Genomic DNA, 23,141 nt, shown 5'->3' with positions numbered 1-23,141 from the left:
TTCATTTCTCGCGTGAGAGAGCGCTCTGCTCTCACGCGAGCTTTTCGTTGGCGCGATAATAGTCGACCGTTTCTGATTCCGGCAGTGGGAAACTGAGCGTGCAGACCAACCCGGTTGGGCGGTAATCGATATCGACCGTGCCATTCAGCTCTCGTGTCAGACCGCGCTCGATCAAACGGGATCCGAATCCCTTGTGAGACGGCCTCTCCGTCAAAAGAGGGCCTCCTGTCTCCGTCCATTTGATCACGAGGCGCGGACCTTCTTCGACCCTGAGCAACGTCCATTCGATGAGCACCTCACCGGCTTCCGACGAAAAGCCTCCATACTTGGCGGCATTGGTCGAAAGCTCATGAAACGCCATGGCGAGAGGTAGCGCCACGCGTGGCGGCAGCTGAAGCGGCTGCCCCACGACCTTGACTCGCTCCGCATTGTCTCTCGTGTAAGGCGCCAATGCTTCCTGAACGATGTCGCGCAGGTTGGCGCCCTCCCAGTTTTCGCGTGTCAACACGTCGTGCGTCTTCGACAGGGCGAACAGGCGAGCCTCGAAGGCGGCACGGGCGGCGTTGGGCTCACCGAGCTTGAAGCTGTGAGCAGCAACAGATTGCACCGTCGCCAATGTGTTCTTCACGCGATGATTGAGTTCATTGATCAGGAGACGCTGACGTGCATCGGAACGTGCTCTCTCGACCGCAGCCCAGGTACGCTCGGCAACATCCCGGCACAATTCGATCTCACTGTCGGTCCAGCGCCGCCGGTTAGTGTTGTGAACGTAAAGAGCTGCCCTCAGGCGCCCCTCTTTCACAAGGGATACGACGATCGTTCCGATGTTCTGAAGCGCGATGAAGACATCGGTACTGCCGACAAGGCGGGGATCTGCCAACGCGTCGTCAATGACAAGAATTCGGCCGGCCCGCATCTCGTCGCAGACGAAGGAACCGAAGGGCGTGAGGGGATGCCGCCCCACCATGTAAGGCATTCCCTCCACGCGCCAGTCGACCAGCGTCGTGAGCATCATCGTGTCGTGATCGATCTCACCATAGCCGAGACGCGTGACGCCCAGATGCTTGCCGAGGTTTTCCGACACTGTCATCAGAATGTCATCGGGGCGAATGAGATCGCGGATCTGGTCGCTGAGATTGAGTAGGAAGCGCTCGCGAACCTCGTTCTCCTTGCTCGGCGTAATGTCGAGATTGACGATCACGGTCCGGAGCGGCTTCCCCATCTTGCCTGCAAGGGACTGTCCGCGCATCTGCAGCCAGCGGATGGAACCATCGCTCTTGATGATCCGGTATTCCGTCGTCAGCGGTTCGAGCGTGCGCGGCAATTGCTTGACCTGCCACTCCATCCGCTCACGATCATCCGGATGAAGAATACCGACCCAGGCCTTGAAAGGATTGGCTTCGTTCTCATCCGGACTGAGGCCGGTAAGACGGTACATTTGCAGAGACCAGCTGATCTCGCCCGTCGAATGATCCCAGTCCCAGATGCCGAGACCTGCAACGTCCTGCGCGATCTGAAGACGCTCTTCTCCTTCTTGAAGAATCTTGAGAACGTTCTCACGCTCCGCCTCGCGCAGGCTGAGCTTTCCGGCCATATCGTTGAAGGCCGTCCCCAGATGGCCGATCGGCGTGCTCGGATCACTGACATCGAGACGAGTCTGCAAGTCGCCGTGACGCCATTGGTCGACAGCGTGATAGAAGCTTTTCAAGGGGCGACGGACCGAGGCGCGGCCTGCAACCCATGCAGCTGCAGCCGTCAGACCGAAGGCGCCAATGCCGGCCAGCATTCGCCAATCCCATATTGGCAGATCACTCATTCCGTGAACCTGTTTTTCCCTTGAGGGACCGACGACACTTCTGCTCTTCCGAAATTCGCCTGAGCTTTTTCCATTGAGAAACCGTCCCAGGCTCCCCCCTACTCTGCATCAAGCATGGTGTCCGCACTAATGCCAGGGGCGGATGGCAAGAGCCATCCGTACGCATTGTCGCACCCGGTAAGAATGGAAAGCTCATCGAATTGCCGCCAGGTTTGCTGGGCTCTCGAAGCGGGAGAGGGCTAAAGCGGAAATATCGATCCTGCTCCTTCCATCGACCACGCATTCTGCCGCCACCTCACCGATGGCCGCGGAATGCTTGAAGCCATGCCCCGAGCACGGAGAAACCACGAGGATGCGCTCGCTTTCAGGGTGCCAGTCGATCAGGAAGTTGGAATCCGAAGTCATTGTATAAAGACAGGTGATCGCACGAACAGCGCGGGTGCGCAGCCCCTGGACTCTGCCTTTCAGTTGATCCCGGTGCATAATGTCGGACTCACCCGCTGTGACACGACGCTCGATATCATCGGGATGAGTGAATGCATCATACTGCTCGCCGGCGGTTTTGATGGTGTTGCTGCCGCTCAATGACGGGAAGCCATAGAAGAAATCGTTGGGGTTCGGGCCATGGCGCCAGATGAAAACCGGACTCTTCGCCCAATCCTGCGCGAATTCCGGCTCTATCTCGAACCAGTGCATGACCTGACGGCTTGGCGCGAGCAACTGCGTGAAAGGAGATCCGAGAAGAGAAGGCGCCCAGGACCCGGCGGAGACGATGACTTGATCTGCAAGGATTTCACCCTGATCCGTCACGACCCGCACGCCATCTCCGTTAGGCTCGAGGGAAAGGACGCTTGTTCCCAACTGTGTTTTCGCCCCCAGAGCGCGCGCCAGATCAAGCTGGACGGCGACGCAGCGCTCCGGATTGAGATAGCCGCCCCCAGGCTCGAAGTAACCGGCCTCATCCTCGCGTGGGGTGAACTGAGGGAACCGACGTCGGATTTCCGCCGCGTCGAGGATCTCATGCGGGATATTGTAGGCTTCCGCCGCATTCTTCGTGCGGGACAGGAAGGCCGTGCGGACAACGCCATTGGAGCTGGAATTGACGGCATCGATGATCAGGCATCCGTTCTGCGTCAGCAGCCGATCTCCGGTCTCGGCCTCCAGTTCCTTCCAGATCTCGTTGGAGCGCAACGCGAGCGGCACATAAAACTCGCCTTCACCGATGGCTTGGCGCGTGATCCGGGTCTCTCCATGGGTCGAGCCCTGGTCGTGTGGCGGCGAAAAACGGTCGATGCCAATAGCTTTCACGCCCTTCTTGGCAAGCTGGTAAAGGGCAGCGGAGCCCATGGCCCCCAGCCCGACGACCGCAATTTCACAGGATAAAGAAGAGCTCATCGCAACGCAGGATCCACAAGAACTTACCTATTCCAAACAGAATCCAAGCTCTGCCGCAAGGGTACGAAGGCCTCTTCGATAGACCAAATGGTCTAGCCGCTTGCCTTGTACTGTCCGCGGAACTGCTCTAGAACCCCTCTTGTCTCACGGGGAGCCTCATTCGAGGCTGAGAGGCGGCAGGGCCGCCGACCCGTCGAACCTGATCCGGGTCATGCCGGCGGAGGGAATGAGCATGCGATATCGCAGGACAAGCTGCGCCCCGTGCAAGTTGTACCGCCAACCCGGCTTGCATCATGCATGGGAGCAAACTTGATGTTACGCCGACTTCTTCTCACTCTTGCTTCGCTTTGCCTGGCGACGAATGTCGTTTTCGCGCAGAGCAAGCCCGTTCTCACGGTCTACACCTATAGCTCGTTTGCCGGAAAGTACGGCCCGGGCAAGACCGTCAAGGAACGCTTCGAAACAACCTGCAATTGCGAAATCAACTGGGTCAGCGCGGAAGACGCGGGAAGCCTCCTCGGACGTCTTCGTCTTGAGGGAGCGGACACGAAGGCCGACGTGGTTCTCGGTCTCGACGTGAACCTCGCCGCCGAGGCTAGAGCGCTCAACGCCTTTGCCCCGCACGGCGTGGAAATGAAGGATATGGCGCTGCCGATGGCCTGGACGGACGACATCTTCGTTCCCGTCGACTGGGGCTATTACGCCTTCGTCTACGATTCCGCGAAGCTGCCCAATCCGCCGAAGAGCCTGAAGGAACTGGTCGAGAATCCCAACGGCCCGAAGGTGGTGCTGCAGGATCCACGCACCAGCGCACCGGGCCTGGGCCTGCTGCTGTGGATGCAGAAGGTCTATGGCGAGAAGAGCGGAGAAGCCTGGACGACGCTGAAACCGCGCATCGTCACCTTCACCAAGGGATGGTCGGAAGCCTACGGCCTTTTCATGAAGGGCGAGGCGGACATGGTGATGTCCTACACCACATCGCCGGCCTATCACATCGGCGTGGAGAAGAAAGACAACTACAAGGCCGCGGCTTTCTCGGAGGGGCATTACATGCAGGTGGAGATCGCCGGCATGACCCGCACCACGAAGCAGCCGGAACTTGCGAAGAAATTCATGGCCTTCATTCTCAGCGAGCCGTTCCAATCCGCCATGCCCGAAGGCAATTGGATGATGCCGGCCAAGATGCCGGCAGCCGGCTTGCCCGCATCCTTCAAGGATCTGGTACAGCCGCAAAAGGCGTTGCTCTTCACGCCGGAAGAAGTGCAGCAGAGCCGCCGCGCCTTCACCGACGCCTGGCTCAACGCCACGGCGCGCTGAGGCATTCGCCATGTCGAGGAAGCTGCCCCATCCGGGAAGCCTCGTGGCCTTCGCCATTCTAGCCCTGGTTGCCGGCGGCTTCATCGCCCTTGCTACAGCCGGTGGAGAAAGGCCGACCCTTTTCTCCATTGGACCCTATCTCTGGCGCATCCTCACCTTCTCCATCATCCAAGCTACTTTCTCGACAATTCTGTCGCTTGCCCTCGGGATCGCTCTGGCCCTGGCCCTGGCGCGTCGTCGCTTTCCGGGACGCAATGCGGTGCTCGCGCTTTTGAGCACCACGATGGTGATCCCCACCATCGTTGCCGTGTTTGCTGTCTTCGCCGTTTATGGACGCAGCGGATGGATTGCCGACATCCTGTCTTTCTTAGGATGGAACGGCAGCTTCAGCATTTTCGGTTATCCCGGAATTCTCATCGCGCATGTGTTCCTGAATGGCCCCTATGTCGCGCGCATTCTCCTCGATTCCTTGAACGTGGTCCCAGCCGAGCATTGGCGCCTCGCATCGGCACTCGGCTTTTCGCCCACGCAGATCTTCCGTCATCTCGACTGGCCTGTTCTGCGCGCCGAATTGCCAGGGCTTGCCGGTCTCGTCTTCCTGCTCTGCTTCAAGAGCTTCGCCATCGTGCTGGCACTCGGTGGCGGGCCGAGCCGCTCCACGCTCGAAGTAGCGATTTACGAGGCCCTCAAGATCGATCTCGATTTCGGCCGCGCCGCATGGCTCTCCTTCATCCAATTGGCGATCTGCCTAACGCTCACGGGGCTCCTCAACTGGGCCCTAACACGTCCGCCAACCGCTCACACCATTCGCGGCCTGATCCAACGCGCTGACGTGAAGAGCAGAAGCCTGAAGCTCTTCGACGGAATCGTGCTCGTCATCAGCACTCTCTTCATCGCGCCCTTGGCTCTCAGCCTGCTCAGCGGCTTGAGCAACATAACCGAGATCTGGGACGGGGATCTGGTTCGAGCCTTCGTTACCAGCATCGTCATCGCTGCCCTTGCTGCAACCATCGCCTGCATTCTGGCGCTCGCCCTCGCATCCGCCGCGCGTCGATGGCGGATTGTCTTGCGCTCGCCACGGATCGCGGCTTTTTATGATTTTCTGCCAAACACGCTGCTTGCCATTCCGCCTTTCGCGTTGACGGCAGGCCTGTTCATCGTAATCAGGCATTTCGCCGATCCTTCATCGGCAGGCCTTATCCTTCTGCCGATCATCAACGGCTTGGCCGCGATCCCCTTCGCCTATCGCTCGCTGGCTCCCCAACTACTCACGACGGAAGAGCGCTATGGGCGCGTCGCCGCTTCCCTCGGCATCACGGGCTGGAACAAGCTCGGCATCGTGGATTGGCCCGCGCTCAAGCGCCCCTTCGGCTCCGCCTTTGCGCTCGCCATGGCGCTCTCGTTCGGCGATTTCGGCATCATCGCGCTGTTCGGCGGGCAGGATCTCATCACCCTGCCCTATCTTCTCTTCGAGAATCTCGGGTCCTACCGACTCGATGAAGCGTCCGCGATCGGCCTCTTCATCGTTGCCATCGCCTTCCTCCTCGCTCATGTGTCAGGTCGCTTGTCCTATGCTGGTGATTGAAAATTGCCGTCTCACCTGGCCCGACTTTTCGGCCAATTACACGATGCGCGTGAAGAGCGGCACGCTTTGCGCCATCATCGGCCCTTCGGGTGGCGGAAAAACCACGTTGCTGCACATGATCGCGGGTTTCGAAAAGCCGGAGAGCGGCACGCTGACCTTCAACGGCCAGAACATCTTGCCGCTTGAGCCTGCCAAGCGTCCTGCAGCCATCGTCTTCCAGGATCACAATCTCTTTCCGCATCTCAACGCGACGCAAAACATCGCCTTGAGCATTCGCCCTTCCCTTCGCATATCGGATGATGAACGCTCTTCTATTGAAGAGGTATTGGAAGCAGTGGGCCTGAAAGGCTTTGGGGAACGAAAGCCGGGCGAGATGTCAGGCGGACAGCGCCAGCGTGTGGCCTTGGCGCGCGCGCTCGTCTCGGGCAGGCCGCTGATCCTCCTCGATGAGCCCTTCAGCAGCCTCGATCCCGGTCTTCGACGTGACATGGTCCAACTCGTCGACGACATGCGGCGCAGGCGTCCGGTCACGATCCTCATGACGATCCACACGCCCGAAGACGCGGCCGACCTTGCCGATCAGATGGTCTTCGTGGCCGATGGACGAGTCATCGCATCCGATGTACCCGCCGCCATCCTCGGCGGCTCGCTCGCCCAAAAGATTGCGGCAGCGGTATCCAACACTTGAAGCTGTATCGGGCAAGTGACCTCATACTGGTATCGCATTTTAAGCCGAACGGTTCACCGTAACCCAATTTCCTCCGAATCAGCCTTTGAAGTTCCTGCCACCCCTTAAAGCCTGGGTATGGCTGGGGCCCTGCCCCTTCCCGAACTGGACATTAAGTGGCATTATACCGGTCTGGTATCGTGGTTTCCGAGACTTCCTTTTCGCATGAGCAAGCCCCTTTTCCTCGGCATTGACGGCGGCGGCACGAAATGCCGGGCCCGGCTTCGCAATGTCGATGGTGCTTTGCTAGGTGAAGGCACGGGCGGTCCATCCAATATCCGGCTCGATCCCGACCTCGTCTGGACCTCCATTCTCACCGCCTGCCGCGAGGCGCTTGCCCAGGCGGGGCTTAAGGAAGACGACCTGAAAGGTATCCATGCGGGCATGGGAGCCGCCGGCGCGGGCCAGGCCAGCGCTGTGGAACGGCTTCTGTCACGCGCCCACCCCTTTGCTTCGTTCGCCATTGAGACCGATGCGCATACCGCCTGGCTCGGCGCTTTTGGCGGTGGCGATGGCGCCATCCTGATCCTGGGCACAGGCTCCTGCGGTTATGGTGGCGTAAATGGCCAATGCCGCTATGTGGGCGGATGGGGCTTCGAAATTTCGGACGAAGGCAGTGGAGCCTCCATCGGACGCGAGCTGCTGCGCCGCTGCATCTGGGCGCATGACGGGCGCGCACCTGCGACGCCTCTCTCGGACGCGCTTCTGGCCGAATTCAACAACGACCTGGAAGCCCTGATCGATTGGGTCGGCGCTGCGCGCCCGAGCGATTACGCACGCTACGCACCGCTCGTTCTCGAACACGCTGGCCGGCGCGATCCGTTGGGCATCGCCCTGATGAAAGACGCAGGCGATGGCGCATCGCGCATTGCGATGCGCCTGCTCGAACTCGGCGCTCCTTCCCTATGCTTGTTCGGCGGATTGTCGGAGCCATTGAAGCCCTGGCTGCCGCCACCGATTCAACAGGCCATCGTGCAGCCCAAGGCCGATGCCTTGGACGGCGCCATTCTATTGGGGCGAAGCGCCTCTTCGCGGAGGCAGCCATGAGTGACGGTGCAACAGCTCTTGCCTTGCCGTTGGATGAAGCCAACCCAACACCACTTTACCTGCAGCTGCAGCAATCCATCGAGGATGCCGTCCGCAAGGGCTCCTTGAAAGCGGACGATGCCCTTCCCGGCGAGCGCGATCTCGCCAAGCAGCTCGGCATCTCACGTGTCACCGTGCGCAAGGCAATTACCGGGCTCGTCAAGAAAGGCGTTCTCGTCCAGCGTTGGGGATCGGGAACCTTCATCGCACCGCAGATGCGTCTGGAGCAGCCGCTCTCGCGCCTGTCGAGCTTCACCGACGATATGTCGGCGCGCGGCCTGCAATCCTCCGCCGTTTTCCTGGGCCGTTCCACCGGCCAGGCCTCGCCCGATGAACTGATGGCGCTGGGTCTCTCGCCAGGCGACACCGTGAGCCGCATCAATCGCCTGCGCATGGCGAACGAGATTCCCATGGCGATCGAGCAAGCCGTGATTCCGTCACGCTTCCTGCCGGACCCCGCACTTGTGAAGCAATCGCTCTACGCTGCCCTTCACGAGCAAGGTTACGTGCCGACCCGCGCGCTGCAGCGGCTTCATGCGGTTCTGCTCAACGAGGAACAGGCGAAGCTGCTCCACGTTCAGCCCCAGAGCCCTGCCCTTTATATCGAGCGTCGCTCATTTACGGCTGCGGGCGAAGTCGTCGAGTTCACCTCGTCCTATTACCGGGGCGATGCCTATGATTTCGTGGCCGAGCTGACCATCAGCCCGCCTGAACGGATGTTGCATGATGATGCCTGATTTGAATGCCTCCACGACCGCCATGCTGAGCGAGGCACGCGAAGCGCCTCAGGTTGTCGCGCGCCTTCTCACGGCCAATGCCGCTTTGTGCCGCGACCTGGGCGAGCGCCTGCGTGCTTCGCCGCCGCCCTTCGCCGTCACCTGTGCCCGTGGCAGCTCGGACAATGCGGCAACCTTCGTCAAATACCTGCTCGAGATCCATTCCGGTCTCGTGACCGCTTCCGTCGGACCGTCGGTAACATCGGTCTACGAAGCTCGTCCGCGCATGCGCGACGCTCTCTTCCTTGCTGTCTCACAATCGGGCCGCAGCCCGGACATTCTCAACCTCGCGCAGGCCGGGCGTGACGATGGCGCTCTCACGGTCGCGCTCGTCAACGACACCACTTCGCCCCTCGCCTCGACCTGCGAGGTCGTGCTGCCTCTTCATGCGGGACCTGAGAAGAGCGTTGCCGCGACCAAATCCTTCATCGCGGCGTTGGCCGCAGGCTTCCAGCTGGTTGCGCATTGGTCGCAGGATAAAGAACTACTCGCAGCTCTCGACACTTTGCCGGATGTTCTGGAAAAGGCAGCCGCTATCGATTGGTCCGCAGCGCTCTCGCAACTCTCGCAGGCCAACAATCTCTTCGTCGTTGGCCGCGGCGTCGGCTTTGCCGTTGCTCAGGAAGCTGCTCTTAAATTGAAAGAAACGTCCGGCGTGCATGCCGAGGCCATGAGCGCCGCTGAACTGATGCATGGCCCCTGGACGCTCGCGGGCGATCATTTCCCGATCCTCGTTCTCAGCCAGCAGGACGAAACCTTGAACGGCGTGAACGATCTCGTGACGAAGCTTAAAGAGCAGGGCGTTCCCGTTGTCGTGGCCGGCGCTGCCGAAGGGCCGGCCTCCGTCATGCTGCCTTCGGTCGAGAACGTTCATCCCTATCTCGCGCCCATCGCGATGATTCAAAGCTTTTATCCCCTCGTGAACGCCATTGCCTTGGCGCGCGGTCGCAATCCTGACAGCCCGCCGCGTCTGCGCAAAGTGACGGAGACGGTCTGATGCCGATTGCCCTCACAGGCGCCCGCATTTTCGACGGCGCGCACATGATTGAAGGCCGCGCTGTCGTGATCGAGAACGGCCGCATCATTGCCGTTCCTTTTGAGCGCGACCTCGGCGCGGGCATCAAGCGGCGCGCCGTCACGGGCCTGCTCGCTCCGGGTTTCGTCGACGTGCAGGTGAACGGCGGCGGCGGCATCATGTTCAATGATGTGCGCAGCGTCGACGGCCTCAGGACGATCGCCGCTGCGCACCGCAAATACGGCACCACGGGCCTCATGCCCACCTTCATCACCGATACCCGGGAAAAGATGGCGGAAGCCGTCGAGGCCATGCGCTCAGCCTTGTACATGCGCGTCCCCGGCGTGCTTGGCATTCATGTCGAGGGGCCCTTCATCAGCCCCGAGCGTAAAGGCGTGCACAATCCTTCCTTCATCAGGCCGATGGAGGAAGAGGATCTGGATATTCTTATCTCGCTCAAGGAAGGCCGGACCCTCGTGACGCTGGCTCCAGAGCGCAACAGCATGGAGACTGTCGCGAAGCTCGCCGCTGCGGGCGTTCTTGTCTGTGCCGGGCATACGGCCAGCGATTACGAGACGGTTGCAGAGGCTATCCGTCATGGATTGAGAGGCTTCACGCATCTCTACAATGCCATGCCGGCCCTCGCGGGACGCGAGCCAGGCCCGGTCGGCGCAGCCCTCGACAATCGCGACACCTGGTGCGGCCTCATCGTCGACGGTTATCACGTGAGCGACGCCGCCCTGCGCCTCGCCATTGCGGCGAAAGGCACCGAGCGGATGATGCTGGTCACGGACGCCATGGCGGTCACCGGAACGGACATGAAGACATTCGATCTCCATAGCCGCACGATCTACCGCAAGGACGGTAAGCTCTCGACGGAAGACGGCACGCTTGCAGGCTCCGACCTCGACATGGCCACCGCCGTTCGCAACAGCGTGGAACGCTTAGGCCTTGCCCTGCCCGACGTGCTGCGGATGGCGTCTCTCGTGCCTGCTACCTTCTTGAGGTTGGATCACGAGCTGGGACGCGTGGCTCAAGGCTACCGCGCGGATCTCGTTTTGCTCGACGAAGGCCTGCATGTTCAGGATACCTGGATCGACGGCGAGTCGCAGGGCTAATCGCTTCTGGTTTTCTCGTAGAATATGAAGCTGCGATTGCGGCCTGCAAACTCTCGCTCGTATGCGCGCGTGACGCGCCAGCCATGGCGCTCGTAGAACCGGCACGCGCCGTGATTGTCGCGGAAGCATTCGAGGCTTTTCGCGCCCTGCGCCTCCGCTGACTCCAGAAGCCTTGCGCCGCCGCCCTTCCCGCTTGCGGCGGGCTCCATGAACAGCATGTCGATGTGGCCGTCCGTCAACAGCAGGAAGCCGACGATCCTTCCTTCCTGTTCCGCGACCAGCATGCGGTCCCAGGACGATGCAAAACGCTCGGCGAAGAATACAGCATCCCGCGTTACGAGCACTTCTGGCTCTAGAATACCTGCAAAAGCTGTTCCATAGGAGCGTGCAGCGACCTCCGCCAAATTATGAATATCGTCAGTGCTTGCCGAGCGAACGATCAAGGCTGCCCTCTCAGGCGCGGATCGAGCGTATCGCGCAGGGCGTCGCCCAGCAGGTTGAAGCCGAAGGAGAGGAAGAGGATCGCGAAACCCGCGAAGATCGCGCTCCAGGGCGAGAGCATGAGGAAGTTGCGGCCCTCCGAGAGCATCAGGCCAAGCGAGGGTGTCGGCGGCTGCGTGCCGAGTCCGAGGAAGGAGAGCGAGGCTTCCACCAGAATGGCAGCCGACAGAAGCAGGCTCGTCTGCACGAGGATGACCGAGGCGAGGTTCGGCAGGATGTGCAGGAAGATGATGCGCGCATCCGATGCGCCAATGGCCTTCGCGCCAGCTACGAACTCGCTTTCGCAGAGAACGAGTGCCGGGCCGCGCAGGAGCCGCGCGAAGATCGGCGTATAGACGACCGCGATGGCCGCAGCGGCGCTATAGGTATGCGGACCGAGAACCGCGATGATGCCGATAGCGAGCAGCATCACGGGGAAGGCGAAGAGCACATCCATGATGCGCATGATGATGCGATCAAGCCAGCCGCGATAATAGGCGGCGAAAAGGCCGAGCGCGCCACCCGCGAGCAGCGCGATGCCGACAGCGAGAACGCAGGCGATGAGGGATGTGCGATAGCCATAGAGAATGCGTGTGAGCACGTCGCGTCCGAGCTGGTCGGTTCCCAGCCAGTTGAGCTCTGTAGGGCCCCTCAGACGACGGGTCACACTCTGCGCCATCGGATCATAAGGCGCAAAGAGCGGTGCACCAACGGCCAGAACGACCTGAATCACCACGAGCAATACGGCAAAGGCGAGGAGCTTGTTTTGGGCCAGACGCTTCACGAGTTCAGGCCCTCACGCGCGGGTCGACGAGAATGTAGAGCAGATCGACGAGGAAATTCACAATCACGAATCCTGCCGTCACCACGAGGATCGTGGCCTGGATCAGCGGGTAATTGCGCTCGGCGATGGCGCCGAGAATCAGGCGGCCCAAACCTGGGATGGCGAAGACCTGCTCCACTACGATAGCGCCGCCGAGCAGATAGCCGGTCATGATGCCGACGCTGGTGAGGAAGGGGATGAGCGCATTACGCAAGGCGTGCTTGTAGACCACGCTTCGTTCGGCCAGCCCCTTGGCTCGGGCCGTGCGCACATAATCCTGCCCCAGCGCATCGAGCATGGCCGAGCGCACGAGGCGCGAGAGATTGGCGAGGATCGGCAAAGCGAGCGCGATCGAAGGCAGCAGCATGCGCTGGAGATTGCCGAGAGGATCTTCGGAGAAAGGCACATAACCCAGCGACGCGAAACCCGGCGCCCAGGATGAAAGCAGCAGGATCATCACGATGCCGAGCCAGAAGGACGGAATCGTGAGACCCGCGATGGAGCCCATGCGCATGAGCACATCCGCCGCATTGCCGCGCGTCTGCGCCATCAGGCAGCCGAGGGGAACAGCCAGCACGGCGCCGACGAGAAGCGCCAGGAATGTCAGCTCCAAGGTGGGCCAGAGATGAAGGAGAATTTCAGCGGAGACGGGACGTCCGGTCCAGAGTGAGGTGCCGAAGTCGCCCTGGAGAGCGGAGCCTGCCCAGATCAGGTATTGCTCGATGATCGGCCGGTCGAGCCCGACGCGCCGGTTGAGTTCCGCCATGCGCTCCGGCGTGATCTCGGTGTTCGCGCCCAGCATGATCGCGACAGCATCGCCTGGAATCAGGCGGATCATGAGAAACACGATGATCGAAACCCCGAAGAGAACGAGGATGAGATCGATCAGGCGCGTGAGCAGGACGCGATTCATGGAGAATACAACTCTTGCAAAACGAAACGCACCGGCGCGAACAAGAATGCAGCGCCGGTGCGGGTGCGCGATCAGTAGGATGCGTTGCGCAGCAGCATCAGCGAGCGGTTCGGCATCACGTCATAGCCCTTGAGCTTGTCGTTCATAGCCGAGAACAGCGTGCCGTAGGTCAGATGCGCCACCGGGCCCGAGCAGGCGAGCTTCTTCTGCACAGCGTCATAAGCCGTCTTGCGCTCCGCCTGGTTGGAGAGGGTGCGTGCCTTGTCGAGCAGGCCATCGATCTCCGCGTCCGAGTACTTGAACACGTTGGTCGAGCCGCCCGTGCGGAAGGTGCGATAGAAATACTCGTCCGGATCAGGCTGGCCGGCATTGATCGAAGCGAACATGTCGAAATTGCTGTTGCGCCAATCTTGGATGAACTGACCTTGCTCCTGGTTGACAAGCTCAACCTTGAAGCCAGCCTTATTCAGCTGCTCCTGCACCACCTGAGCGACGTCCTTGATGTCCTGACGCGGCAGAACCTTCATGGAGACAGTGACCGGTGTGGCAACGCCCGCTTCCTTCAGAAGCGCCTGGGCCTTCGCCGGATCATGCGTATAGCAGCCGAACTCCTTCACATCGAGCGCCCAGGACTTGAGCGCCGGCGAAAGCGGGCCGCCGGGAACGCCGGCACCGAAGAGCGCCGCGTCCACGATCTCCTTGCGATTGATCGCGTAGTTCACGGCCTCGCGCACCTTCGGATTATCGAAGGGGGGCTTCGACACATTCATGCCGATGAGCGTGTAGGCGAGATCCATAGTCTCGGCGAGCTTCACATTCGGCTTACCCTTAAGCTGCAGTGCGGTGGCTGCATCAATATTCGGCAATAGCGCATATTGGCCGTTGGTGAGTCCCACCTGACGCGTCGCCGATTCAGGCACGATGTTGAACTTGAGGCCAGAGAGCTTCGGCAGGCCCTTTTCCCAATAGGCTTCGTTCTTGGTGAGCAGGATGTAGCCGTTGGGCTGCCATTCCTGGAACTTGAACGGACCGGTGCCGACGGGCGCCTTCTGCAGGGCGTCCTTGTTGGTCTCCATGGCGCGCGGCACGATGGCGATGGTGGCAAGCGACGAGAGAAGCGCCGCCGACGGCTCTTTCAGCTTAAACTCGACGGTCTGCGCATCGACGGCGTTGGCGCTCTCCACCGCCGAGAGGCGGCTCGCGAGCGGTGAAGCGATGTCCTTGCTGAGCAGGCGCTTCACGGAAGCCACCACGTCCGCTGCTTCCATGGCCGAGCCGTCGTGGAATTTCACGCCGGAACGGAGCTTGAAGGTATAGGTCTTGCCGTCGGGCGCGACGGTCCAGGATTCGGCAAGGCTCGGAATGACCTTGAGATCCTTGTCGATGGCGGTGAGGCCCTCGTAGATATTGCCGTTTACCACCATGAAGCTCGGAAAGGCGGTGATGAGGTGAGGATCGAGGCCGGTGGGACCGTTATCTGCTCCGATCTCCAAAACCTGAGCCGAAGCCGTGGCCATCGCGGCCACCATGAAACCCGCGCTCAACGTGCTGCGCAGTGCTGACCTGAACATGCGTCTTTTCTCCCTTGGAAGCCGCAGGAGAATTTATAGAGCAGGTCTTAGAGCCTGTCATGGTCCAATCTCATACCACTCTAGACCACTTGGTTTCCTGTGTTATGGTCCTGAAAATTGCATTTTCCGGAGGAACAGATGTCCCAGCGCCCGCCCGTCAAAGCCATCGGCGTGATCAGCGGAACCTCCATGGACGGCATCGATGTCTCCATCGTGGAGACGGATGGCGAGGCCTTTGTGAAGCCTGGGCCGGGACGTACCTTCTCCTATCCCGCCGATTTGCGGAAAACGCTGCAGGCGCTTATTGCGCAACCGGAGCGCGCACAGAGCGAGCCGCTGGAAGACCTTGAGGCCGCCGTCACTCAGGCGCATATCGGCGCCATTCGCCGCTTCATGGAGGAAGCGGGCATCTCAGCGAAGGATGTGAGCCTCATCGGCTTTCATGGGCAGACGGTCTATCACCGTCCCGAAATCCGCTTCACGCGCCAACTTGGCCTCGGCGATCGAGTAGCGCAGGAACTCGGCATCGACACGGTTTACCGCTTCCGGCATGCGGATGTGGCCTCCGGCGGCGAAGGCGCGCCTTTCGTGCCGCTCTATCACCGCGCGCTCGCCAGCTCGTTGCCGCAGCCGATCATGATCCTCAATCTCGGCGGCGTCGGCAACGTCACCTATATCGACGGCGAGACGGTGATCGCCTTCGATACAGGCCCGGCTAGCGCCCTTCTCGACGATTTCATCCTGCGCCGGCGAGGCTTGAGCTTCGACGAGAACGGCAAGCTCGCGGCTTCCGGCAAAGTCGATGAAAAGCTGGTAGCCGAGTTCATGACGAATCCGTTCTTCGAACGTCCCGCTCCGAAATCCCTCGACCGGCAGGATTTTCACGCCCGCGCTAGAAGCGTGGAAGCGCTCTCGGACGAGGATGGCGCGGCGACGCTCGCCGCCTTCACCATCGAATCTGTCATCGCCTCGCTGCGCCATGTGCCCCGCGCGCCGCAGCGATGGCTCGTCACCGGTGGTGGGCGTCTCAATGCGCATTTCATGCGCCGCTTGCATGAACGACTCGCCGTCCCTGTCGATCCGGTGGAGGCGGTGGGCTGGAACGGCGATTTCCTTGAGGCACAGGCCTTCGGTTATCTCGCCGTCCGCTCGACACTTGGCCTGCCATTGAGCCTTCCCACCACGACCGGCGTGCCGCATCCCATGCCGGGCGGCGAAGTGCGCCACGCAGCGTGAGATGATGGCTCTCGACAAGATCATCGATCAGGCCTTCGCGCCTGCCGCACAAGCCATCGCGCGCGGCGATATTCCCGGCGCGGTTCTTGGGCTCGTCACCGCCGATGGCCAACGTGCCGTGCGCTGGCGGGGTCGCGCGCAGATCGTGCCGGATGAAGAAAACCTCTCGCGGGAAACCTGGTTCGATCTTGCCTCCCTCACAAAGGTGATCTTCACCACGACAGCGATCCTGAAGCTCGTGGAAGCAGGCCGGATCGGGCTCGACGATGCGCTTGTCACGGTCATTCCCGATCTTCGCCAGTACGACATGAACGCCGCCGAGCGGCGTCTCACGTTCCGGCAATGCCTGGCGCACCAGACGCATTTGCCTGCCGTCGAGCCGCTCTACACCTACGGCCAGGACCCGAACACCCTGCGCGCCTTCATTCTGCAACGCGTGTGGCAGAGCGGCCCGCCGGTCTATTCCGACATCAATTTCATGCTGCTCGGCATCGCCATCGAGCGCATCACCGGCAAGCCCCTGCTCGACCAACCTTTGCCGGAAGGTTTTTCGTTCCGACCCAATCCGCAGCTCTGCGCCGCGACCGAACACTGCACCTGGCGCGGACGGGTGATCCGTGGCGAGGTGCATGACGAAAATGCCTTCGCGCTGGGCGGTGCATCCGGACATGCTGGATTGTTCGGCACCATCGACGCGGTTCTCGATTTCGCCCATGGAGTTCTCGACGGCTCAGGCCTGTCCAAAGCATCGCTCGAGGCCATTCGCACGCGCGTATCGAACAAGCGCAATGTAGGCTGGGAAGGCTCGTATGCGGGCTGGCACGGCGGCGATTCCTGCTCTGACGCCACAATCGGCCATACGGGCTTTACCGGCACCGGCCTCTGGGTCGATTTCGAGCGTGGGCTCGCCTGGTCCCTGCTCACCAATCGCGTCCACCTCTCCCGCCATAAGGACAGCGGCATTCTCGCCTTACGCCGTGCAACAGGCGACGAGGTGATCGCGTTGTTCGACGGTCGGACCCGGTTTTAAGGATGCTTGAAAAAATCTGGTGAGGCGACTTCGTGAGGCATCGTCGCCGATTGCCGGAATCCGCCAACTGGTCCTATATTGGTCTGGAAGAAAGTTGGCAGAATGGCGACAGAACATTTCAGTAATCGCTTCCAGGATCTGGATACCTGGTCCAGTCTCGATGTCCTCTCGGCATTTTACGAGGGACAGCTCTCGGCGGTAGCCGCAATCCGCCCCTCCCTGCCCGCCATCGCGGCTGCGGCTGAGGAAGCGGCGGTCCGTCTCCGCAAAGGCGGACGCCTCGTCTATGTGGGCGCGGGCACCTCGGGCCGAATCGGCGTCCAGGACGGCACCGAACTGCCCCCCACCTTCAACTGGCCCGACGACAAGGTGGTATACCTGATCGCCGGCGGCCATGGAGCGCTGATGAAGGCGGTCGAGAACGCGGAAGATTCGGTCGAGGAAGGCATCGCCGGGATTCGCGACAACAACATCGGACCCAACGACGTGGTGATCGGCGTCGCCGCAAGCGGCAGGACGCCGTTTACGATCGCGGCGCTGAAGGAGGCCGCCTCGCGCGGGGCGCAGACCATCGGCATCTCCAACAATGCGGAAGCGCCGATCTTGGATGCCTGCTCGCATCCCATCCTCGCCGATACGGGCGAGGAGGTGATCGCGGGATCCACGCGCATGAAGGCGGGCACGGCGCAGAAGGTGATCCTCAACCTTCTGTCCTCGCTCATCATGGTGCGTATGGGCCGCGTCTATCGTGGCCTCATGGTGAACATGCGCGCGACCAACGCGAAGCTTCGCCGCCGCAGCGAGATCATGGTGATGCAGATCACCGATTGCGACGAGGCGACAGCTGCGGACGCCATCCGGCAAGCCGGCGGCGATCTGAAGACGGCCGTTCTCATCGCGCTCGGCGCATCTGCGCACGAAGCTCAGGGCGCGCTCGAACGGAACGATGGCAATTTGCGCCAAGCCCTGGCAAACTTGCCCAAACTCAAGAATTAAGCGCCGCGGAAGGCTTGCGGCAGAAGGGGCAATCGAGCGTCATGGCACTGGGGCTTGGCATCGACGCGGGCGGAACGGCGACGCGCTGGCGTTTGTCGGACGATCAGGGCCAGTGCATTGCGCAAGGCAATGCGGAGCCGCTGACGGGACACCTGTTCTCCGCCGCCGCCGAGGAGCGGGCGCGCCAGATCGTTCTCGACATGGCGCAGAACGTGATGCGTCACGGCAAGCCACTCGGCATCATCGCCGGCATCACGGGATTGACCCGCGACACGCCGCCCGAGGCGAAGATGCGCGCACTCTTCGCCGACGTTTTCGAACTCACGCCTGACAAGGTGTTCGTCGCCGAGGATATGTGGATCGCCTACCTGTCCTATTTCGCTCTGGGCGAAGGCATCCTCGTCTATAGCGGCACGGGTTCCATCGGCTATTACCTCTCCGAGGACAAGGACGTGATCCGCGTCGGCGGGCGCGGCAACCTGATCGACGATGGCGGCTCGGGCTTCTGGATCGCCCGCGAGGCCCTCAAGACGATCCTGCGCAAGGAAGAGGAAAGCCCCGGCGAAGGCTGGGCCGCGCCTCTCGGACAAGCGCTTGCGAAGGCGCTCGGCGGCACCGACTGGAACCTCATCCGCTCCTATGTCTATGGCGGCGACAGGGGCAAGATCGGATCGCTGGCGCGCGCTGTCGGCGAGGCGGCGCAGGCCGACGACAAGACATCTCTCAAAATCCTGCGCGAGGCCGGCGAGGAGCTGGCGCGCCTCGCCAATTGCCTGACCAAGCGCGTGGGGCCCCGTCCCGTGGCCCTGGCGGGCGGCAGCTCCCGGCTCCATCCCATCGTGGCCAGCGCTTTCCGGCAGGACCTGATCGCTCCGGTGGAATTCATCTCCACCGATATCGACGCGGCCATGACGGCGGCGCGGCTCGCCGCGACCCTGAACAAGGCGTGACGCAAGCGAGGCTTGCCTATTAGCCTCTCCTCGTCCAAGACTGCTGTCGTCCTTTCGCTCTGATACTGTGTTCAAGCCATGCAAGCTCTTTTCGTAGGCCAGACCTATATCGATGTGACTTTCCTCGCCGACGAGCTCCCCACGGGAGACGACAAGACCGTCGCGCGGGATTACGCCATTTCCTTTGGCGGCAATGCGGTGACGGCGGCTTTCGCCTGCGCCAAGCTCGGCATCGCGCCCGATCTTCTGACCTCGATCGCAGACGACTGGCTCGGCCGCATGTTCATCGATATGGCCGCGAAATACGGCATCTCGGTCCACCACCGGAAAGTGAAGGAATCCTCGCTCTCCTTCATCATGCCGCGCGGCGGCAAGCGCGCCATCGTGCGCTGCCGCGACGACCATTATCTGCATCCCGTACCGCCGCTGAACCTGCACGGCTGCCGTGCGCTGCACCTCGACGGCCACCAGGCCGACGCGGCGATGCACTACGCCAAGGCGTGCCGCGAAGCGGGCATTCTCACTTCGCTCGACGGAGGTGGCCTGCGCTCCAACACGCATGAGCTGCTTGAGTTCATCGATGTGGCCATCGTGGCCGAGCGTCTATGCGAGCAAATGAACATGACGGCTGGCGAGATGCTCACCTATCTCAAGGGACGCGGCTGCAAGATCGGTGGCGTCACCATGGGTGAGCGCGGCATGCTCTGGTACGATGAGAGCGGTACGGAAAGCATTCTGCCGGCGCTGGACATTCCCGCCTCGGCCGTGGTGGACACCAATGGCGCGGGCGACATCTTCCATGGTTCATATGTATACTCTGCCATGGCGCGCCCCGAATTGCCCTGGCGCGAGCATTTCATTCTCGCCCGCGCGGCATCCGCGCATGCAATTCAACACCTCGGCAACGAGGCCAGCATTCCGAGCCTCAGCGACATTACACAGACGCAGGCGCGCTTCTCCGAACGGAAGCTCGCAGCTTAATTCCAAAGCATGAAGGCAACTACTCCTGACGGGTAGCGCCTTCATTCTCTTCTTGCTTTCCCCCTCGAATATTTGCATCTTCCTGTAATAACATACGGGAGATCCTCTCGATTATGAGAGGCTAAATCCTCAGCCGGGGGGTTACGGTCGTGAGTCCGACTCAGCCATGGGCATATGGGCTCGACGAAATCCGCCTGCGAGACGGCATCGAGGATTTTGGTCACGAGGCTCTTGCCGAGATCCTGGAGAACATTCCTCTCGCAGTCGTCGTCACCTATGGCGACCCGCCGCGCTTCGCTTTCGCCAACAAGCTGTTTCGCTCGACACTCGGCGCGCCGGATGCAGACTTCACCGGCAGGACGCCTTTCGAGACGATGGGAGATGTCTACACTCCCGTGCTTCAAAACCTGCGTCACCTGGCCTGCACCACAGGCGAGCCGCAGGAGCTGAGGGATATTCCCCTCGCGATTGCCGGTCAGCAGACCTATTGGGACCTCAAGATCCTTCCCATCCGCAATGCCAACGATCAGATCGAAGGCATTCTGGCACTTGCAGCCAATGTGACCGAGCGCGCCAAGGCCCATCATGCGGCGGATCATCAGGCCGGCGAAGCGGAACTCTTCAACGAGCGGCTGACCCTTGCCGTCGAAGCAGCAGAGATGGGCATGTGGGATTGGACCGCCGAAACCGGCGCCATCTACTGGTCGGACCGCTATAAGGAAATCTTCGGCGTCAGTCACGACCAGCCGCTCACCCATGAGTTCTGGCTTTCCATGATCCACCCCGAGGACCGGGAATGGGTGAGGAAGAAAGTCGATGCCCTGAACGATCCCGCCTCGGGCGGACGGCTTCAGATGGATTATCGGATCATCCATCCCGATGGCGGCATTCGCTGGATCAGCTGCCGCGGACGTATGATCTATACGACGGTGGGAGGCGAGACGAAGCCTTTCCGCCTGCTCGGCACGATGCTCGACAACACGGAGCGGCGCAAGAACGAGGAAGCGCGCCAACTTCTGGCGAAGGAACTCGATCACCGCGTGAAGAATCTGTTCGCCATGGCGAGTGCCATGGTGACGATGACAGCGCGAACGGCCCGTTCGACGGATGAGATGGCCCACGCCCTTCACGGGCGACTGAACGCCCTGGCCAAGGCCCACGAATTGATCCGCCCCGCCTTTGCCGATGATGGCCCCATCGAGGGCGAGACGACGATCTGCGAAATCCTCAAGACGATCCTGGCGCCGCATGGCGATCTCGGTTTGGCAGGCCGCGTCCTGATCGATTGCGCGCCGATCACGGTCGACGCTAAAGCCGCGACGAGCCTCACTCTCGTCTTGCATGAGCTTGCAACCAATGCCTCGAAATACGGTGCCCTCTCCCTCGCCGACGGACATCTCACGATCAGCTGCTGGCGGGATGGAGAGACGATGTTTCTCGCATGGCAGGAGAAAGACGGGCCACCCATCGAGAGCCCGCCGACGACGCGGGGTTTCGGCTCGCAGCTCGCCCGCAAGAGCGTGACCGATCAACTGGGCGGCACGATCGATTATGATTGGCATCCCGACGGGCTGCGCGTCGACTTGCGGATTCCCGTGAGCCAATTGTCTCGCTGATTCCGGAAAAGAAAAAGGCGGCTTTTAAGCCGCCTTTTTCTGATAATCCTTCACATCAGAGAACTGGATCGCCTTATAGCGATCGACCTCGTATTGAAGATTGAAGGCGTTCGCCGCCATGAATACGGGCGCATCGTCGAGATCGCGCGCCATGGACGACAGGTGGCTCTCGATGAACTTGTCGAGTTCACGCGGATCGTCCGACGTGATCCAGCGGCAGATCGAGAAGCGCGTCGGCTCATAATCGATGGGCAGCCCATATTCGGCGGCAAGGCGCTCTTTCAGCACATCGAGCTGCAGCGCGCCGACAACGCCGACGATGGCGCCGGAACCGTCCTGCGGAATGAAGAGCTGCACGACGCCTTCTTCCGCCATCTGCTGCAGCGCCTCGCGCAGCTTCTTCGCCTTCATGGCATCCTGCAGCTTGATGCGGCGCAGGATTTCAGGCGCGAAGCTCGGCACGCCGCGGAACACGAGATCCTCGCCTTCCGTGAGCGTATCGCCGATGCGCAGCGTCCCGTGATTGGGAATGCCCACCACGTCGCCGGCCCAGGCCTCGTCCGCAATCGCGCGATCCTGCGCGAAGAAGAATTGCGGCGTGTTCAGGCTCATGGGCTTGCCCGTGCGCACCAGCTTCGCCTTCATGCCGCGCTGGAGTTTGCCCGAGCAGATGCGCATGAACGCGATGCGGTCGCGGTGGTTGGGATCCATGTTGGCCTGGATCTTGAACACGAAGCCGGTCATGCGGGGCTCGCCCGCTTCCACGAGACGCTTGTCCGCTTCCTGCCCGCGCGGCGGCGGCGCGTATTCGCCGAGCGCGTCGATAAGATCGCGCACGCCGAAATTGCGTAAGGCGCTGCCGAAGAAGACCGGCGTCAGGTGACCTTCGCGGAAGGATGCGAGATCGAAAGGCTTGCACGCTTCCTGCGCCAGCATCACCTCTTCCTGCCAGGCTTCCACTTCATGGGACGGCAGAAGATTCAGTAGCTTCGCATCGTCGGGACCGGAGACCGGCATCAGCTCGTCATCCGTGTCGATGCGGCGCACCACATTGCGGCGCAGATCGAAGGTGCCGGCAAAGCTCTTGCCCTGGCTGATCGGCCAAGTGATGGGTGCGGTGTCGAGGGCCAGCGTCTTCTCGATCTCGTCGAGCAGGTCGAAGGGGCTGCGCGCCTCGCGGTCCATCTTGTTGATGAAGGTGACGATCGGGATGTCGCGCATGCGGCACACTTCGAAGAGCTTGCGCGTGCGCGCCTCGATGCCCTTCGCGGCGTCGATCACCATGATGGCCGAGTCCACCGCCGTCAGCGTGCGGTAGGTGTCCTCCGAGAAGTCCTCGTGGCCCGGCGTGTCGAGCAAGTTGAAGACGCAGCCGCCATATTCGAACGTCATCACCGAGGTCACGACCGAGATGCCGCGCTCCTTCTCGATGCCCATCCAGTCGGACCGGGTGGAGACGCGGTTCTTCTTAGCCTTCACCTCGCCGGCGAGCTGGATCGCGCCTCCGAACAGCAGCAGCTTTTCGGTAAGCGTGGTCTTACCCGCGTCGGGGTGGGAGATGATGGCAAAGGTTCGGCGGCGGACCACGGGGGCCGGAAGGTCGGTCATGGCGCTTCTAAAATCTCTCGGACAAAGATGGGGGCGGGACGCTGCGGCGCCCGCCCCTCCTGCTGGTCTCTTCTCACCCCATATGGGGGCCGCCCGTCAACT

The 23,141-nt window shown here is 61.5% G+C and carries 20 protein-coding genes and 1 riboswitch; of the genes, 13 read left to right on the top strand and 7 right to left on the bottom strand.

Going from position 1 to position 23,141, the window contains the following annotated elements; genetic code table 11:
* Positions 1–31: 31 nt before the first annotated feature.
* Both MJ639_RS09195 and solA read right to left on the bottom strand, forming a co-directional pair.
* Complete coding sequence (locus MJ639_RS09195; RefSeq protein WP_243370570.1) at positions 32–1,786, bottom strand: HWE histidine kinase domain-containing protein; 1,755 nt, start codon at positions 1,784–1,786, stop codon at positions 32–34.
* 222 nt (positions 1,787–2,008) lie between these two features.
* A complete protein-coding gene (gene solA / locus MJ639_RS09190) occupies positions 2,009–3,211 on the bottom strand; it encodes an N-methyl-L-tryptophan oxidase (RefSeq protein WP_243370566.1) in 1,203 nt (400 codons plus the stop codon).
* 137 nt (positions 3,212–3,348) lie between these two features.
* Positions 3,349–3,455, top strand: a riboswitch (TPP riboswitch).
* A 68-nt stretch (positions 3,456–3,523) separates the two neighbouring features.
* Between solA and thiB the strand changes: the two genes are divergently transcribed.
* The 7 genes from thiB (at position 3,524) to nagA (ending at position 10,835) form a co-directional block, all read left to right on the top strand.
* On the top strand, positions 3,524–4,528 hold the full coding sequence (gene thiB / locus MJ639_RS09185) for a thiamine ABC transporter substrate binding subunit (protein ID WP_243370563.1): 1,005 nt from the start codon (positions 3,524–3,526) through the stop codon (positions 4,526–4,528).
* 10 nt (positions 4,529–4,538) lie between these two features.
* A complete protein-coding gene (locus tag MJ639_RS09180) occupies positions 4,539–6,113 on the top strand; it encodes an ABC transporter permease subunit (protein ID WP_243370560.1) in 1,575 nt (524 codons plus the stop codon).
* Complete coding sequence (locus MJ639_RS09175) at positions 6,100–6,801, top strand: thiamine ABC transporter ATP-binding protein (RefSeq protein WP_243370558.1); 702 nt, start codon at positions 6,100–6,102, stop codon at positions 6,799–6,801. The genes MJ639_RS09180 and MJ639_RS09175 overlap by 14 nt, the downstream gene beginning before the upstream one ends.
* A 204-nt stretch (positions 6,802–7,005) precedes the next feature.
* On the top strand, positions 7,006–7,887 hold the full coding sequence (locus MJ639_RS09170) for a glucosamine kinase nucleotide-binding domain-containing protein (RefSeq protein WP_243370556.1): 882 nt from the start codon (positions 7,006–7,008) through the stop codon (positions 7,885–7,887).
* On the top strand, positions 7,884–8,663 hold the full coding sequence (locus MJ639_RS09165; RefSeq protein WP_243370552.1) for a GntR family transcriptional regulator: 780 nt from the start codon (positions 7,884–7,886) through the stop codon (positions 8,661–8,663). The genes MJ639_RS09170 and MJ639_RS09165 overlap by 4 nt, the downstream gene beginning before the upstream one ends.
* Complete coding sequence (locus MJ639_RS09160) at positions 8,650–9,699, top strand: SIS domain-containing protein (RefSeq protein WP_243370550.1); 1,050 nt, start codon at positions 8,650–8,652, stop codon at positions 9,697–9,699. Before MJ639_RS09165 ends, MJ639_RS09160 begins: the two co-directional genes overlap by 14 nt.
* Positions 9,699–10,835, top strand: coding sequence for an N-acetylglucosamine-6-phosphate deacetylase (gene nagA / locus MJ639_RS09155; protein ID WP_243370549.1), 1,137 nt, complete (start codon positions 9,699–9,701; stop codon positions 10,833–10,835). The genes MJ639_RS09160 and nagA overlap by 1 nt, the downstream gene beginning before the upstream one ends.
* Here nagA and MJ639_RS09150 read toward each other — a convergent pair.
* From MJ639_RS09150 to MJ639_RS09135, 4 genes are all read right to left on the bottom strand, one after another.
* Positions 10,832–11,278 carry a GNAT family N-acetyltransferase gene (locus MJ639_RS09150; protein ID WP_243370546.1) on the bottom strand — a complete coding sequence of 149 codons (447 nt, stop codon included), beginning with the start codon at positions 11,276–11,278 and terminating at the stop codon, positions 10,832–10,834. The genes nagA and MJ639_RS09150 overlap by 4 nt on opposite strands.
* On the bottom strand, positions 11,275–12,099 hold the full coding sequence (locus MJ639_RS09145; protein ID WP_243370544.1) for an ABC transporter permease: 825 nt from the start codon (positions 12,097–12,099) through the stop codon (positions 11,275–11,277). The genes MJ639_RS09150 and MJ639_RS09145 overlap by 4 nt, the downstream gene beginning before the upstream one ends.
* A 4-nt stretch (positions 12,100–12,103) precedes the next feature.
* Complete coding sequence (locus tag MJ639_RS09140; RefSeq protein WP_243370542.1) at positions 12,104–13,051, bottom strand: ABC transporter permease; 948 nt, start codon at positions 13,049–13,051, stop codon at positions 12,104–12,106.
* A gap of 71 nt (positions 13,052–13,122) precedes the next feature.
* The gene (locus MJ639_RS09135) at positions 13,123–14,622 is read right to left on the bottom strand and encodes an ABC transporter substrate-binding protein (protein WP_243370540.1); all 1,500 of its coding nucleotides are present in this window, start codon (positions 14,620–14,622) and stop codon (positions 13,123–13,125) included.
* 138 nt (positions 14,623–14,760) lie between these two features.
* On the opposite strand from MJ639_RS09135, the gene MJ639_RS09130 reads away from it, so the two are divergent.
* From MJ639_RS09130 to MJ639_RS09105, 6 genes are all read left to right on the top strand, one after another.
* On the top strand, positions 14,761–15,858 hold the full coding sequence (locus tag MJ639_RS09130) for an anhydro-N-acetylmuramic acid kinase (RefSeq protein ID WP_243370538.1): 1,098 nt from the start codon (positions 14,761–14,763) through the stop codon (positions 15,856–15,858).
* A 4-nt stretch (positions 15,859–15,862) separates the two neighbouring features.
* Entirely contained in the window at positions 15,863–16,888 is a 1,026-nt protein-coding gene (locus MJ639_RS09125; RefSeq protein ID WP_243370923.1) for a serine hydrolase domain-containing protein, read from the top strand.
* 102 nt (positions 16,889–16,990) lie between these two features.
* Entirely contained in the window at positions 16,991–17,884 is an 894-nt protein-coding gene (locus MJ639_RS09120) for an N-acetylmuramic acid 6-phosphate etherase (protein ID WP_243370536.1), read from the top strand.
* A gap of 41 nt (positions 17,885–17,925) precedes the next feature.
* Positions 17,926–18,834: an N-acetylglucosamine kinase gene (locus tag MJ639_RS09115; RefSeq protein ID WP_243370534.1), complete on the top strand. Its 909-nt coding sequence runs from the start codon at positions 17,926–17,928 to the stop codon at positions 18,832–18,834.
* Positions 18,835–18,912: 78 nt separating this feature from the next.
* The gene (locus tag MJ639_RS09110; protein WP_243370532.1) at positions 18,913–19,815 is read left to right on the top strand and encodes a sugar kinase; all 903 of its coding nucleotides are present in this window, start codon (positions 18,913–18,915) and stop codon (positions 19,813–19,815) included.
* A gap of 149 nt (positions 19,816–19,964) precedes the next feature.
* On the top strand, positions 19,965–21,431 hold the full coding sequence (locus tag MJ639_RS09105; protein ID WP_243370530.1) for a sensor histidine kinase: 1,467 nt from the start codon (positions 19,965–19,967) through the stop codon (positions 21,429–21,431).
* Positions 21,432–21,455: 24 nt separating this feature from the next.
* Here the strand turns inward: MJ639_RS09105 and MJ639_RS09100 are convergent, their stop codons facing one another.
* Complete coding sequence (locus tag MJ639_RS09100) at positions 21,456–23,039, bottom strand: peptide chain release factor 3 (protein ID WP_243370528.1); 1,584 nt, start codon at positions 23,037–23,039, stop codon at positions 21,456–21,458.
* Positions 23,040–23,141: the final 102 nt, after the last annotated feature.

The sequence above is a fragment of the Microvirga solisilvae genome, assembly GCF_022808595.1.
In the GTDB taxonomy this organism is placed as follows: Bacteria; Pseudomonadota; Alphaproteobacteria; order Rhizobiales; family Beijerinckiaceae; genus Microvirga; species Microvirga solisilvae.
The sequence above is the reverse complement of the archived record's forward strand: the minus strand, read 5'-3'. Positions and strand labels throughout refer to the sequence as shown.